Annotated in this window: 9 protein-coding genes; 2 read left to right on the forward strand and 7 right to left on the reverse strand. The window is 66.8% G+C overall.

Going from position 1 to position 15,004, the window contains the following annotated elements:
- Nucleotides 1-48: 48 nt before the first annotated feature.
- Together AB3M34_RS15375 and AB3M34_RS15380 are read left to right on the forward strand one after the other, a co-directional pair.
- Nucleotides 49-2,229, forward strand: a complete 2,181-nt coding sequence (locus AB3M34_RS15375; RefSeq protein ID WP_370615177.1) for a hypothetical protein — start codon at nucleotides 49-51, stop codon at nucleotides 2,227-2,229.
- Nucleotides 2,230-2,297: 68 nt separating this feature from the next.
- Entirely contained in the window at nucleotides 2,298-4,382 is a 2,085-nt protein-coding gene (locus AB3M34_RS15380) for a hypothetical protein (RefSeq protein ID WP_370615178.1), read from the forward strand.
- A gap of 238 nt (nucleotides 4,383-4,620) precedes the next feature.
- Here AB3M34_RS15380 and AB3M34_RS15385 read toward each other — a convergent pair whose 3' ends face one another.
- The 7 genes from AB3M34_RS15385 to AB3M34_RS15415 form a co-directional block, all read right to left on the reverse strand.
- Nucleotides 4,621-5,568 (reverse strand): hypothetical protein, encoded by a 948-nt coding sequence (locus tag AB3M34_RS15385; RefSeq protein ID WP_370615180.1) that lies wholly within the window; start codon nucleotides 5,566-5,568, stop codon nucleotides 4,621-4,623.
- 1,017 nt (nucleotides 5,569-6,585) lie between these two features.
- A complete protein-coding gene (locus AB3M34_RS15390; RefSeq protein WP_370615182.1) occupies nucleotides 6,586-9,192 on the reverse strand; it encodes a DUF5107 domain-containing protein in 2,607 nt (868 codons plus the stop codon).
- Nucleotides 9,193-9,337: 145 nt separating this feature from the next.
- Nucleotides 9,338-10,015, reverse strand: a complete 678-nt coding sequence (locus AB3M34_RS15395; RefSeq protein ID WP_370615183.1) for a bifunctional 4-hydroxy-2-oxoglutarate aldolase/2-dehydro-3-deoxy-phosphogluconate aldolase — start codon at nucleotides 10,013-10,015, stop codon at nucleotides 9,338-9,340.
- 56 nt (nucleotides 10,016-10,071) lie between these two features.
- Entirely contained in the window at nucleotides 10,072-11,037 is a 966-nt protein-coding gene (locus AB3M34_RS15400; protein ID WP_370615185.1) for a sugar ABC transporter substrate-binding protein, read from the reverse strand.
- 55 nt (nucleotides 11,038-11,092) lie between these two features.
- Nucleotides 11,093-12,094, reverse strand: a complete 1,002-nt coding sequence (locus AB3M34_RS15405) for an ABC transporter permease (protein ID WP_370615187.1) — start codon at nucleotides 12,092-12,094, stop codon at nucleotides 11,093-11,095.
- Entirely contained in the window at nucleotides 12,091-13,578 is a 1,488-nt protein-coding gene (locus tag AB3M34_RS15410; RefSeq protein ID WP_370615189.1) for a sugar ABC transporter ATP-binding protein, read from the reverse strand. The genes AB3M34_RS15405 and AB3M34_RS15410 overlap by 4 nt, the downstream gene beginning before the upstream one ends.
- Nucleotides 13,575-14,972 (reverse strand): aldehyde dehydrogenase family protein, encoded by a 1,398-nt coding sequence (locus tag AB3M34_RS15415; protein WP_370615190.1) that lies wholly within the window; start codon nucleotides 14,970-14,972, stop codon nucleotides 13,575-13,577. The genes AB3M34_RS15410 and AB3M34_RS15415 overlap by 4 nt, the downstream gene beginning before the upstream one ends.
- Nucleotides 14,973-15,004 lie beyond the last annotated feature (32 nt).

A 15,004-nucleotide genomic window follows, 5' to 3' on the forward strand; every position in this document is an offset into this window, starting at 1 on the left:
GAAATCGTTGGGGTCCTTGGCCGGCGCCGCAAAGAAAACAAGCTAGTCATGACCGCCGCGGCGGTCGACCAGGTTCTCGCGGACCTCGGCATCCCGACGTCCGCGTCACAGGGTGTGCCGGTGCATCTGCGGGTAGTGCAGGTGGCGTTCCGTGGAACAAAACGGCTCAAGCCTGACCACCCGGACGCGGCGGGCTTCCCGCTAGAAGAGATCGGCGACGCGCAACTTGAGCTCGAACTCGATGGCGACGAGGAGAGCGAAGACGGGGACGGGGAAACCGGGACCGAGTCAGTCTCCCCCTCTGCCGCGGGCGAGCGTGCCACCGATGGGAAGGTCGACGCGGATAGTGGGGGCGAGGTGGCCCAGGACGAGAAGTCCGACGAGCCCGTCCTGCGGGCCCTCGTGCCGTTCGACTTCACGTGGAAGCTCGAGGACGGCGTCAACGGCGTCGGCTCTGGGGTCAACTTGCGCGGCAAGTCGAGCATTATGAACGTCCTCCTGTGGTCCCTGTCGGGCAGGTGCGCGGAGTTCTCCGTCGCTGTTCGCCGATGGATCGAGCACGTCGAGGTCGACTGGCAGGTCGGCGACGAGACCCTGCGGGTCGCATACGACGCCGCCAACGGGCTTGCCAGCGCCGGCACGATCACCGTCACCAAGGACGACGGCACGCCCGACACGGTCATCGCACGGTTCGACAATGAGTCGTTTGAGGACGCGATGAACTCGGTCATGTTGAACCGTCTGCGCCTGGACCCGTTCACCGTGTCCCAAAAAGGGAGAGTCGTCCCCCACAAGTGGGTTTCCTACATGAACGCGCTCTGGGTGCGGCCGAAGTACCTGAAGTCCATCATCGGCAAGGAGTCCACTCTCAGCATCCGCCTGATGCAGATGTTCATCGGCACCGACTGGGTTCCGGTACTCGCTACCGCGGCGACCGTCTCAGGAGCGCTGGTGGCGAAGCAGAAGGCTGCAGACGCAATGACGAAGACCGCGACCAATGCGGTGGAGGCGACTCGCCTCCAGGCGGAGAAAACCGTCCAGGACGTCAAGGCAAAGCTCGCCGCGCTGCCGGCCGGGATCCCGGACCCGACGAAGCTCGCTGCGACGAACGTCCAGATCGCCGATTTGGCCCGCCAGATCCACGCCCTCGAGACGCAACTGCTGCACAAGTCGGCGGCCGCCGATACCGCCCGCCGGGAACTGAAGGCCGCGAAGGCTCGGCAACACACCGAGCACGAGCACGCGCTGCTGACAAAGTTCTTCCACCAGATGGAGCCCACCGTTTGCCCGCGGTGCACCGCAGGCGTGACCGCCGAGCGTCGCAATGCCGAGCCAGAGAAGCACAGGTGCTCGGTGTGCACCAGCGACCTGAACCTGGAGGCGCTCGAGGCGAACATCGTCGTTGCTGAGTCCGTCGACGCCGGCGTCGCGGCCGCCCTGGTCTCTTCGACCACGGCGGTTTCCAGCGACGACGACGAACCGGAACCCATCAGCGAAATTGTGGCGCTCGAGAATGCCGTCGCCGCCGTCGACGTTGTCATGGGTGGGCTTCGCGACCAGATCAACGCGCTGCAGGTCACCCACGATGGCCTGGTTCAGGAGACCGGCATCAGCGGGGCGCTCCTAAAGTCCGTCGATGAGCGCCGCGTCCTGGACCTGGAGCTTGCCCGGGCCGAAGGTGCCGCCGCGGCGCTCGCAGTCCCGGTCACACCGGTCGATGCATCCCCGGTCGACCCGGTGCAGCTCGCGGTCGCCGAGGCTGCCGAGAAGGTCCTCAGCGAGTGGGTCAAGAAGCACCAGGACCCGTTGCTCGCTACGATCTCCGCCGAGATTGAAAGGCTAGTCATCAGCTTCGGTGCCGACGGGCTCAGCAACATCAAGCTAGACGGCGCTGCCAACATGTCGTTGCGGCAGAACGGTGACGCCTCGACCTACGGTGCCGTGTCTCCGGGCGAGCAGCTGCGATTGAAGATCGCCACCGTCATCGCGCTGATCAAACACGGGTACGTGGAAAACATCGGCAGGCACCCGGGGTTCCTGCTGCTCGACTCTCCCGCGGCCGAGGAGATGCCCGACGGTGACCTTTCCAGCATGGTGGAGGCGTTGCTCGCAGTAGCGAAGGAGGCTCCGATGCAGATCATCGTCGCCACCCGCAGCACCGACCCGCTCGTCAAGCTCCTCCCCGAGGAGAATCGGCTTATCGCCCTCGGCGACAACTTCGTGTGGTGACCCACAGCTTGGGATCTGCTGAGAGCTCGGGCAACTAACTGACACACCACGACCAGGGAGGCCAGCAAATGAGCGATGTCACCGCTGGAACGCTGAACGACGTCGTCCTCCAACTGGCCCGAATTGCCCGCGGGAAGCCGCTCCCCAAGACGGCAGTCGCTGACATCGGCGGCTGGGCACGGATCGCCGCCGACGCCTCGACCCTGGCCAGCCAGGGCACACTCCCTCTCGTCGCGGCGCTCGTCGCCCGAGATGCCGAACCGGGTGATGCCGACGCGGCAACTGCAGCAGCCGCCGTTGCCGACGCAGTCCTCGCCACCGGACAGCCCTCACTCCTCCGCGACTCCCTCGACGCGCTCCTGACCAGTGCCGCCGCCGTCGGCGCAGCCGGCGACAAACTTGCTGCCGGGCTTGAAACGGTGGCCGCCGCGTTCCTGGCCAGGGATGAGCGCGAACCCAGAGCCGACCTTGCCTCCGCGGACGCACTTGAGGTCCTGACCCAGCTCGTCGCCGCCGGGCACGGGTCTCAGTTCTCGCTCCTAGCTCTGCTGCAGAGGTTCACCACACCGACCGTCCGCCCAATGGCCCGAGCGGTGATGCGGTCGGTCTCGACCGCGATCGACATCTGGCCCGCGGCAGACCCACTTGTGAGCGTCGTACGAATCATCGGGGGCCTCGACCCTGTAGCCGCGGGCGACCCGGAACTCGCCGCGGACGTCGAGTCCGATGCGTCCTGGGTGCTCGCTATGGTGTCGCTGCTGCGGGCGCTGCGCGCTGCGTCGGTCGAAGACATGTGCCCGCACCTAGGGGATGCGGCCCAGTACTTCGAGATCGCAGCGACCACTCACGAGCGACCAGACGCCGAACCGATGGCGGCCGTCGTCAAAGCGCTGCGCGAACTTGTCGCCGGCATCCTGGCCAACGACCCCATGGGCGCATTTGCCACCGACCCGCTGTCCGCTTCAGAGATCGCAGGTATTCGGGACAAGGTCCACCGCTTTACCATGGACTCCAGCGGCCTCGATCACTGGTATGGCGACAGCAAGCGCGCGACGCTCACCGCTTGGACCGCGCTGACCAATGACCTGGAGCAGATGGGCAGCCATCTCGGCAAGGACGGCTTCTACCAGGCAGAGGTCGTCATCGGGGGCCTCCTGAACGTCTACGTGTCCTCCCGCTCGTTCCGCGTCGGAGCCCGGGGCGCCGACATCGCCGGTGTCCAGGACCTCGTCCAGCCTGTCATCGAGTCCGGCTTCGCGCGCAATGCAAGCCACCTGTCGAACCTCGAGGAGTTCACCGCAACCCTCGAAGCCCAGGAGGCCCCCGACGCCGACGACATCGCGAAGCTCGATGCAGCGCGCGCGCTCGTCGACGCCGCGCGCCGAGTGGCGAGGGATGGCGATGCCTCGCGAAAAGCCGGCGGCGGCGTCCCATCTACGCCGCTACCCCCGCACCTTGGCCGCCTGGTGCCGCCCGGTTCGCCTGACGCAGAACTCCTCGGCCAGATGTCCCCGAAGCTCTTGGAGGCCATCGAGGAGCACATGGACCACGTCGCGGCCGGAAGGTCTCACCTCAACCTGCCGCAGCAAGACCTGCTCGTCTCGCTCCGCGCCAAACTGGCCACGAGTCCGGATTACAAGGACGCCGTCGTCCCCGCCGTCGACGAGATGCTGCTCCTCATCATCAACTTCGTCGTCAGCAGGACGAACTCCTCGGCCAGCCACTACGGGTATTTGTTCGACACGACGGCGAACGAGGGCGCCGTCCACGAAGATTTGTACAACTACCTGGTTGGCAACCTGGGCGACCGCGTTCATTACGAGGTCTCCCATATCGGCGGCGGCCGAATCGACATCCGCCTGGTGTACGACGGGTTCGCACTCCACATCGAGATGAAGGTCGACTACACCAAGAGGCCAATGAGCGACCGCACCGCCTACCTCAAGCAGGCCGCCACTTACCAGGGCAACGACATCCGCATCGGGTTCCTCGTCGCGCTCCGCCACAAGGCGTTCGACCAAACCGGCCCGCCCCCCCACATCGCAGCCCTCATCGGCCACACCGCGTTTGACATCGACGGCGACCCCGAACCGCGACACATCATCACGGTCGCCGTCCCCGGCAGCCGAGTCAACCCCTCCGCATCCAGGTAGGCGGCTGCCAACGTGCACGGAAGCGTCGCACGGTGTTCTCTCAACCGCGACAAGCGTCATCCGCCGCCTGTACCCGCCGCTTGTGGCATCCGGCTCCCCGCGCTGTTTCACACGGTCCACGGATGAAGGTGCCAAAGCGTCGAGCGACTGTCTGGCTTGGCCGATGCCGAACTAAGCCCGCAACTGCGTGAGTCAATGAGCGGTCCCCTTCCGATCTCACCCCGCCCGCCGCCCAAGGTCAGATCAAGAATCCGGGGATGGCCTCGTCGAGTCGCGCTGTTAGCCCGTCAATGAGATCGATGGGCCATCCGAAGTAGGAAGTGACGTAGGTCAGGGTGTTGTAGAACGCGGCAAGCGCCACGCGCGCCAGATTCTCGCTGAAGGCGACGTCGAGCCGCAGGTGGGCCACAGCATGCCCAGCTGTCTCGTCGTGGATCCACACCCGCATTTGCTTTATCGGGTACAGGGTCGGATGCGTCAGGTTCGACAAGAAGCCATAGATCCCTTCTGCGCCCCGAGAGTCGATCGTGCCTCCCGCTGCCGCGGCGAGGTCATACATCCACCGCACCGAGTCGGTTAGCCCGGGCAGGGTCTGGCCGCGGAGTTGACCTGTGCCGAGCTCGTCGGGACTAACAGCGAATCTGCCCTGGAGCTGTCTGCGCAGGAGTCGGTGCCGTGCGCGCGCGTTCTGGTACTGGCTGCTGTTCGAACCACCCATCAGCTTCGCGGTTCCCTGCGCTTCCTCGGCGCTCTTCAACTCCTCGAGGTAGGCCCGCGCCAGTCGCTCTTCTGGGTCATCTCCGTCCTCGCCGAGAACCCAGAGCGCGTGGGCACAGTTCTCCATAACGGCGCGAACGAGAAGACCCGGGGAGAAGTGCACTTCTCCGGTTGCGTACATGCTCTCTAAGCCACCCAGATGACCACTTGCGGCAAGCATGTAGGTCTGCACTACCTCGGCGACCAGCCGAAACCCCGTCTCCCCCTGCGGATCCACGATCGCCGGGTCAGGCGATGGCAACACGGTGGCGTCTTGCTCCGCAGGGGAGCTTTCGGCGGGAGTCCAGTGGTAGCGGTCTGCGCTCTCCAGGAACGCAGACCGACAGAACGCGAACACGTCGGCCAACTCGAGGAGACGTGGCGATACCTGCGGCTGCGCGTGCGGAGGATTAGGTGTGTCGGTCGGCATGGCTCAGACCGTATCGGCCGACGATGGCCAAGCTTGGGACACAGGTCACTGACTCGGCCAACAGCGCATCAACGGGCTGCTGCCCTGTTGTGTCCGCGATGACGACCCGTGGATCTTCTGGTCGGCCCAAGTTCGCATAGGCATGTTCGATGGAGGTTCGGAGCAAGCAGAGCAGTGCGCCTAGGGGTGTTTGGCATGCGCAGCGCTCTCCCGCGTTCTCGCTTTTCGTGTCCACGTCGTTCGTGCGCTTGTTACCGCCTGCCAGTTTGCCCACGAGTCCGGGACGGCACGTCCGAAGGATGCGCTGTCATGCTCACCGCAGGGCATCTCCTGAGACACCTCGCCTTCTTTCGATTGTTGACGACGTCAACTCAGTGGGGCGCACCGGCCAAGGCCGGCGCGACCGTCGCGCACTTTCGCTTGCTGAGGTACGAGCTGTCCTTCGTGGAGTAGATAGTTCCGCAGGTCGCCCACCTCGATCCCGCCGGAGCGGCACCCATCGGCAGGCGGCTGCCCGGAGCGCAAACCTCCGGTTTATGCTCCGTCTTTGGTCGCGAAACGCCGCGAAATAGCCAGGAACGGCGAGAAACCCAATCGGGCATCGCCGCAGGTCAGAGCACATTTTCGCGCACCCGACCGTACCAGCGAAAACCGCTTCCCGCTTCTCACTGGGTTCGGGGTTCGAGTCCCTGATGGCGCACAAACAAGCAGGCCAGATACCCCCTAGGGTTCTGGCCTTCTTCTTTGCGGAAACGTCTGCGCGGCGGACGCCAATGCGAGAGGTTTGCTATCCCCCGAGCAAGCGGCGTGAGAGGCCCGGGCCGACGCAGTCGTGACGTTCGACGATCTCAGCCGACCGAGGTCGACCCGCGCGCCCTGAGCATACGTTCCGGCCGCTTGTGGGTTTAGCTCCCGTGCGATCGATCGGGCACCTCACGGAGCGTCACAGACGCACACCGGCTCGCCGCGGACAGGACATCGGGGCGGCACCATTTTGGTGCCGCCCCGATGGTCCCGTCAGTCCGCTGTCTTGTCGGCGGTCAGGATGACCTTCCCGGTCCTGTCGGTGAGTTCAAGCCTCACCGTCGCTCCCGCTCCCACGCGGGCGCTCAGGTCGGTCGACTCCTCAGCCGCGCCGGTGAACTGCTTGCTTGCCAGCACCTTCCCCGTGGCCGTGTCGACCAGGCGAACGCCGAGGCGCTCGCCGATCCGGGTCGAGAAGACGTCACCGCGGACGGTGCGGTTCGCTCCCGTGCCGCTGAACGCGACCTCGGCCGAGCCCGCCTCGTTGGCGTTGGTGACGTTGGCGAGATCCATCGTCGGCAGGTACGACTCGGTCCACGAGATCGTCTCGCCGGCACCGATCGTCTTCGCCTCGAAGAACTTGTTCGAGACGCCCGCCCACAGCTCGATGTACGGACGTGCCGAGCTGCCGTTCTTGAAGATGTTCGTGTCGAACGAGTTCGCGAAGCCCCATTCCCAGAACTTCATGCCCGGCGTGACGTCGTTGTCGCCGACGCGGACGACACCCTCGCCGTTCTCCTGGTTGATGACACCCCACCAGTCACCCTGCGGGTTGTCCTTGAGGCCCTGGCCGTAGGCGATCCCGTCGCGGTTCCAGTTGACCATCTTCTTGAGCTTGTCGAGGACCTTGTAGCGGTCTCCCGGGGTCGCCGGGTTGGCAGGCTTCTCGACGTCATCCATCCACGGGTACCAGGACTCGCGCTGGATCACGCTGACCGGCGAGACGATCTCCATCGTCGGAGACCCGGCGTCGGACGGCGCGCCCGGTGCGAGCGTCGTGCAGGTCCAGTACTCGTACTTCTTCGTCGTGTCCGTCGGGTTGTGGATCGAGACCGACATGTCGACCCCCGGGCTCGTCTTCGACACCGTGTAGGTGACGCTGGTCTCGAGCTCGGTCTTGCCGTACGTGTAGTTGCCCGGCTTGTCGGCGTAGTCGAAGTCGTCCTTCTTGGTCATCGTGATCGCGACCGAGTCCCCGGTCTGCTCGATCTCGTAGTCCCACGGCATGAACCAGTACTTGCCGTGCTCGGCCTGGGTCAGGGTCGGGAAGATGCCGCCCCAGACCATCAGCCAGTTGTGGTAGAAGGGGCTGTTCCCCTTCTGCCCCGGCGGTGTGCTCGTGAACCCGTACGGGGTGCCGGTGGGGTTCGTGTAGAGCAGGTCGTTGCCGGTCGGCTTGTAGATGAGCGACAGCAGGCGGCCGCCGTAGCCCGGGACGAAGGTCGCCTCGATGTACTTGTTCTCGACGACGATCGCGTCGTGCTTCTCGTCGATCAGCCGGTTCTCGACGTTCTCCGGCCGCACCGAGAAGTCGTCGTTCTCGGGGTCGGTGTAGGTGAACGCGTTGCGACGCAGGTTCGCGGTCGAGGTCTTGTCGACCTTCAGGTAGTCGCGAGCGCTCGCGTCGAACTCCTTCGGGGTCTTGCTCCGAGGGACCGTGAACCTGACGGTCTGCTTGCCGTTGTCCGTCCCAGCCAGATCCGTGACGATGCCCTTGTCGAGCGACACCGAGCCACGCGAGCCGGCGACGAGACGGTCGCCCGCCTCGAGCTTCACGACGAGCGTGTGCAGGTCGGGTGCGTACGCGGCGACTTCCTCGAGGTTGTCCTCGAGCGAGCCCTTGCCGTCGACCTTGCCCGCGAGCTCGACACCGTCGAGCAGCGAGTCGCGATCGAGAGTGCTGCCGCCGGTGCCCTTCGGCGTCTCCGCGAGCGGGCCCGCGTCCTCGCCGCCATTGAACGTATCGATCTTGCGATCGAAACGGATGACGACGTTGGCGCGCTGCTTGTCGACCTGCACGTCGGTGATCTTCGGGGCCGTACGCTGCGACGCGTTTCCGGACACCGATCCTGTCAGGACGTCCGACGCCCCGAGGGATCCACCGGCCGTCACCAGCGCGTGGGTCCCTCCGGCCAGGCTGAGCGTCCGGTCCCCCTTGCCGAGGTCCTCGGTGAACGTCAGGTCCCAGACTCGGCGATCGCTGCCGGTGACGGCCTGCACGTACGACGGACGGATGTCGCTGCCGTCGGCGCGCTTGACCGTGATGCCGGTGGCCGAGTAGCGGCCGGCTGGCATGCCCGCAATTACGGACTCGGCGAAGGTGACACGCAGTGTGCGCGAGTCACGGGACTTGACCTGTCCGAATGACGCCTTGCCCGGGGCGTGGGTGGCCCCGCGGAACGACTGGGCCTTCGTCGTCTCCCCCCGGAACTCGGCGCCGTTGGCGGCACGGATCAAGAGATCGTCGGAGAGGGTGTGGCCGTCTCCGTCCAGCCACACCTTGTACGAGGTGGCGCGGAGCGAAACCTCGGCCCCGAGGATCACCCGCAGCGACCGCGGGTCCCCGTCGACCGTGTACACACGGGTCCCGGTGACCTCGTCGAGCGAGCGGCCGTCGAGGCTGGCGTCCGACTGGCCCGCGCGTCCGCCCGACACCCGGAGGTACTCGGCGAGGTACGCGGGGTTGCCGTCGACGAAGGTGCGGATCTCGTCGCCGAGCGGCGCGCTGAACCGGATCTCGAAGCTCTTGCTGTCGACGGCGTACGCTGCCGCGACGTCGAGCGGCTTGGCCGCTGCGGCCGCGGCAGCGCTTTCTGCCACACGCGGGACCTCTGCTGATGTCCCGCTGGCGGTCGCGGGCACCATCGTGGCGCCCAAGACCGCCGCGACGGCGAGCCCAGCACCCGCCGATGTCACTATTCTGTGGTGACGCATTGCTGCTCCTTGTCTGGTGTTCTGGCGAATCTCAGGAATGGGACGTGGTGCGTGAGTCCCGGGCCGAGCGCACCGCTGTGAGAAAGAGGCGTGCTCGACGTTGGATCTCAGCCGAGTCGCCGGTGGCGATCGCGGACGAGGGGCACAGCTCCCCGCCCGCGCCGACCGCCGCGGCTCCGGCCTCCATCCAGCTGCGGATGCTCTCCGGTGCTACACCACCGGTGGGCATGAAGCGAAGTTCCGGGAAGGGTCCTCGGAGGGCTCGCAGGTACGCGGGCCCTCCGAGCGATCCTGGGAACAGCTTGACGACGGGAATGCCGCTGTAGGCGGCGACCGCCATGACCTCCGTCGGCGAGAGGGCGCCGACGGCACACATGCGACCGGAGTCGATCATGGCGCCTGCGACGGCCGCATCCAGGCCGGGGCTCACGAGGAATGCGGCTCCGGCTGCGGCCGCATCCTGCACCTGCTGCTGAGTGCGGACGGTTCCTGCTCCGACGACGATCTCGGGGTGCTCGGTGCGTACCCAGTCGATCACGTCGGTCGCCTCGGGCGTCGTGTAGGCGACCTCGACCGCGGTCACTCCCCCCGTGATCAGCGCCGCGATCGCGGTTCGGGCGCGTTCGGCGTCCGGCGCGCGGAGCACGGCCACCACGTAGTCGCGCTCGAGTGCCTTGAGCACCGTCGCCGCGTCGGGTCCGTCCGTCACGTTGCTTCTCCTCTCCTCTCGTACGACGCCGTGCGCGGCGTCGGTGGTCGTGGTGCTCAGAACGTGCCCTTGTCGATGAACTCCTGCGCGTTCTCAGCGGTGATCTGCGGCGACGGAACGACGGTGTCCTTCTCGACGTCGTCGCCGTCGAGGATCTCCACGGCGCGATCGAGGCCGAGGCGTCCGATCTCGTCGGCACTGTTGAGTCCGGTGACCACGTAGTTGCTCGGCTTCGCGATCGCCTGCAGTGCTTCGAGCTGCCCGTCGACCCCGGCGATGATGATCTGGTCGGTCAGTCCGGCGTCGTCGATCGCCCGCTGCGCGCCGAGGCACATGGCGTCGTTCTCACAGAACACCGCGTCGAGGTCGTCGTGCGAGGCCAGGAGGCTCTCCATTACCGACAGGCCGCCGTCGGAGGCCCAGTTACCGAAGTCCGGTGCCTCAACCAAGGTGAAGGCGCTGTTCGACTCGAGCACCGACTTCAGTCCGTCCGTCCGGGCGAGTCCGATGCTGTTGTCGGCCGGGCCGCCCTTGATGATGGCGACCTTGCCGCCCTCGGGCAGCTCTGCGGTCAGGAACTCGCCGTTCTGGACGCCGATGGCCTCGTTGTCCGGCCCGATCCAGCTCGTGTAGTCGCCCGATGCGAACTTGCGGTCGACGAGGACGACCGGGATGTCGGCGGCCTTCAACGACGCCAGCACGCCCGGCGCCGACTCGAGCGGACCGCCCGAGATGATGACGGCGTCGACGTTCTTGCTGATCAGGTCCTCGACGTTGGAGGCGAGCTTGGCAGCATCGCCGTTGGCGTCGGTGCTGACCGTCTCGACACCGGCCTCGTCAGCCTGTGCCTTGATGGCTTTGTCCATGCCGCCGAAGTAGGGGCCTGACAGCATGAAGTTGGCGATACCGACGGTGTAGTCGCCGTCGCCGCTACCGCCGCCTTCGTCGTCTCCGCCGCAGGCGGTGAGGCCCATCGCGAGCACGCCCGCGACGACCGCCGTACTGATTCGTGTGATGCGCATGTCTCTCTCCTGATAGGTGTGGTTCGGTTGATGGGATGGTGTGGCGCGAGATCGGTCAGCGGCCTCGGCGTGAACGGGCCTGGATGATGATGACCGCGACGATGATGAGGCCCTTGAGGACCTGCTGCCAGTAGCTCTGCACTCCGTAGAGGTTGAGCAGGTTGTTGATGAGTGCGAGGACGAGGACGCCGCCGAACGTCGCTCGCACGGAACCCTTGCCGCCCGCGAGACTGGCGCCGCCGATGACGCAGGCGGCGATCGCGTCGAGCTCGAAGGCGACACCGACGCTGGGTTGGGCGATCCCGACCCGGCTGGCGAGGATGACACCGGCGAGGCCGGCGCAGAAGCCGCTGATCGTGTAGGCGAGGATCAGGTTCTTCTTGACGCTGATGCCGGCAAGTCGCACGGTCTCCTTGTTGCCCCCGATCGCGATGATCGAGCGGCCCGCAGGCGTTCGGGACAGGAAGACACCGCCGACAAGGAACACCACGAGCATGATCACCGTGGTGAGCGGAATCGGGCCGAGCATCTGCGAGCCGAGCGTGAAGAAGCTGGGATCCTCCGGGGCGATGGGTACGTCGGAGTAGACGAACGCCAACCCTCGGATCGTGGTCAGCGCCGCCAGCGTGACCACGAACGGGGCGAGGTCGAAGCCGGCGATGAGGATGCCGTTGATCGCCCCGAACGCGACCCCTGCGGCGACCCCGACCAGGAGCGCCAGCGGGAGCGGCAGGTCGGACACCAGGCCCGCGCTGACGATGCCGGCGAACGCGACCACCGACCCTACGGACAGGTCGATGCCCCCGGTGAGGATGACGACGAGCATCCCGTACGCCAGTAGTCCGGTGGTCACCATCTGCTTGAGCAGGTTCGTGAGGTTGCGCTCGGAGAGGAACGTCTCGGTGGTGAACGCAGCGAGGGCGACGAGTGCGACCAGCAGGATGACGAACCCGACGGCGGCAGTGATGTCGCGTTGGGCGACGACGATCCGCGGGATGCGTACGCGTGCGTCGCCCTGCTCCTGCGGCGGTGCGGGCGAGGTCGTCCCGGGAGTCATGCTGCTTCTCCGATCGAGTGGGCGAGCACCTGGTCCTCCGTGGCGCTCGCGGAAGGGATCTCGCCCGCAAGCCGGCCGTCGTGCATCACGAGCACGCGGTCAGTGGCGCCGATGACCTCGGTGAGGTCCGACGAGATGAGGAGGATGGTGTGGCCGGAGCGCGCCAGCGCATCGACGGTCCGGTAGATGTCGACCCGGGTCGCCATGTCGACGCCGCGTGTCGGTTCGTCGAGGATCAGCATCTGCGGCTCGACCAGGAGCCACTTGGCGAGGATCGCCTTCTGCTGGTTGCCGCCGGACAGCCGCACGATCGGCATCTGGGCGCAGTGGGAGGGCAAGATGTCGAAGCGTTCGATCATCGCGCTGACCCGTACGTCGCGGCGTTTCGGGTCGATCAGCGGGCCGACGGTGTCCGACTTCATCGTCGGCAGCGCGATGTTGTCGCGTACGGTCATCTCCGCGACCAGCCCCGAGCCTTTGCGATCCTCGGTGACGAGTGCCAGGCCGTGCCGGATCGCGGTGCGGGGACGGTCGATCCGGACCTCACGACCGTTGACGGCGATGGTGCCGCGGTCGGGTCGGGTCTCGCCGAACAGGCAGTGGGCGAGCTCGCTGCGGCCGGCCCCGACCAGCCCGAACATTCCGACGATCTCGCCGGAGTGGAGGGTGAAGGAGACATCCTCGAACTCTCCGGCGCGGCACAGCCCAGCGACCGTGAGCATGGGTGCCCCTCGGTCGGTGCGTCGGTCCGGATAGATCCGCTCCAACCTGCGCCCCGCCATCAGGGTGATCAGCTCGTTCTCGGAGGTCAATGCGGGCACGGTGGTCTCGACGACCGATCCGTCGCGGATGACGACGATCGACGTAGCAAGCGCGGTCACCTCTGTGAGGCGGTGCGAGACGTACACGATCAGCACTCCTCGCTCCTGCAGCCGGCGGATCAGCGCGAACAGCGAGTCCAGGTCGCCGCCTGCGAGAACGGCCGACGGTTCGTCGAGGATCAGCACTTTAGGCTCGGTCGCCAGCGCCTTGGCGATCTCGACCATCTGCTGCCGGGCGACGGTGAGGCGCCCTGCCTTCGCGGTCGCATCGACGGCACCGAAACCGAGCTCGTCGAGGAGGCTCTGGGCGCGTGCATGGGCAGCGGCCCAGTCGATGAACCCATAGCGGCGCGGGAGCATCCCCATCAGCACGTTCTCGGTGACCGACAGCTCAGGTACGAGGGTCAGCTCTTGGTAGACGGTGCGGATCCCGACCTCCTGCGCGTCGTGGGGCGACTGAAGGTCGAGCACCTCGCCGTTCCAGCGCAGCTCACCGGAGGTCATCGGCTCGGCACCGGACAGGATCTTGATCAGCGTCGACTTGCCGGCCCCATTGGCGCCGACCACCGCGACGACGTCTCCCGGACGCCCGGTGAGGTCGATGCCGCGAAGCACCTCGACCGGCCCGTACGACTTGTGGACCCCACGGATCTCCAGCGTCACTCGAACGCCTCCATCACGATCATCGTCTTCTGGCGGGTGAGGTCGGTGACGGTCTCGTGGAGGCCCTCGCGGTATCCACCGGTGTCCTTCGTCCCGCCGAACGGGAGGTTCTCGGCCCGCAGGGCGGTCGACCCGTTGATCACGACCCCGCCGACGTCGAGCTGCTTGGCAAGCGTGAACGCGCGCGACACGTCGCGGGTGAACACGGCGGCGTGCAGGCCGTACGGGGACTCGTTAGCCATCCGTACGGCGTCGGCGACGTCGGTGAAGCGAGCGATCGGTGCGACCGGGCCGAAGATCTCGTCGGCGAAGGCCGGACTCTTCTCCGGCACGTCGGCGAGAACCGCCGGGGTCACGAAGGCCCCGTCGCGCTCCCCGCCGGCCAGCAAGGTGGCTCCGTCGCCGACGAGCCGATTGACCGCAGCCTCGACCGCCTGTGCGGCCGACTCGGCGATGAGTGGGCCCACGTCAGTGGCCCGGTCGAGCTGGTCACCGACGCGCAGCGCGGCCGCCTTCGGCAGCAGCAGATCCAGGAAAGCGTCATGGACGGCCTCATCGACGTACACGCGCTTCACCGCACAGCAGATCTGCCCGTTACCTCGCGCCAGCCGACCCAGCACCACGGCGTCGACCGCCTTCTCGAGGTCGGCGTCCTCGCACACGATCAGCGCGTCGTTGCCGCCGAGCTCGAGCAGGACCTTCTTGAAGGTGTCGGCGCCGCGACGGGCGAGCTCGCGGCCCGCGACCGTACTGCCGGTCAGCGTCACCGCGGCCACGCCCGGCAGCTCGGCGAGCATCTGAGACACCCGCACACCGCCGGTGACGAGCTGGTGCGCGTACGGCGGTGCCCCGGCCTCCGCGAAGATCTCGTTCACCCGCACCAGCGACAGCGGGCAGCGCGACGGCGGTTGGACGACCACCGCGTTGCCGGCCGCGATCGCAGCGGCCGCCTTGTGCGCGTAGAGCTCGACCGGGTAGTTGAACGGTACGATCGCCGCGACCACGCCCAGCGGCTCGCGCACCGTGATGGCGAGATTGCGCTCGAGTCCGGGGACTGCGTCGAGCGGAATCTGCCGGCCGAAGATGCGGGTTGCCTCGGCGGCGTAACCGCGGAAGATTCGGATCGCGGCGTCGACCTCGCCCTCGGTCTGCGGAAGCGGCTTGCCGTTCTCTGCGGCGACGAGTGCGGCGATGCTGTCGCGCTCGGCAGCCATCCGGGTCGCGACCTCTTCGAGCAGCGCTGCCCGCGCGTGGGACGGCATCGCCGCGACCGCGCGCTGGCCGGTCTGGGCGTCGTCGACGACGCGGCGGACGTCATCCTCGGTCATGTCGGGGACCTGGCCGAGGAGCTCGCCGGTGCCAGGGTTGGTGACGTCGAACGTGCTGACGGTCATCAGTCTTGCCTTTCGTGTGTGCGTGGAGTGGG

Origin of the sequence: Mumia sp. Pv4-285, from assembly GCF_041320275.1 — a bacterium.
Taxonomy (GTDB): Bacteria; Actinomycetota; Actinomycetes; order Propionibacteriales; family Nocardioidaceae; genus Mumia; species Mumia qirimensis.

Bases quoted from the DNA above. Each gene is read 5' to 3' on its own strand.
- AB3M34_RS15375 (WP_370615177.1), top strand. From the start codon at position 49: ATGACCGCCGCGGCGGTCGACCAGGTTCTCGCGGACCTCGGCATCCCG.
- AB3M34_RS15380 (WP_370615178.1), top strand. From the start codon at position 2,298: ATGAGCGATGTCACCGCTGGAACGCTGAACGACGTCGTCCTCCAACTG.
- AB3M34_RS15385 (WP_370615180.1), bottom strand. From the start codon at position 5,568: ATGCCGACCGACACACCTAATCCTCCGCACGCGCAGCCGCAGGTATCG.
- AB3M34_RS15400 (WP_370615185.1), bottom strand. From the start codon at position 11,037: ATGCGCATCACACGAATCAGTACGGCGGTCGTCGCGGGCGTGCTCGCG.
- AB3M34_RS15405 (WP_370615187.1), bottom strand. From the start codon at position 12,094: ATGACTCCCGGGACGACCTCGCCCGCACCGCCGCAGGAGCAGGGCGAC.
- AB3M34_RS15415 (WP_370615190.1), bottom strand. From the start codon at position 14,972: ATGACCGTCAGCACGTTCGACGTCACCAACCCTGGCACCGGCGAGCTC.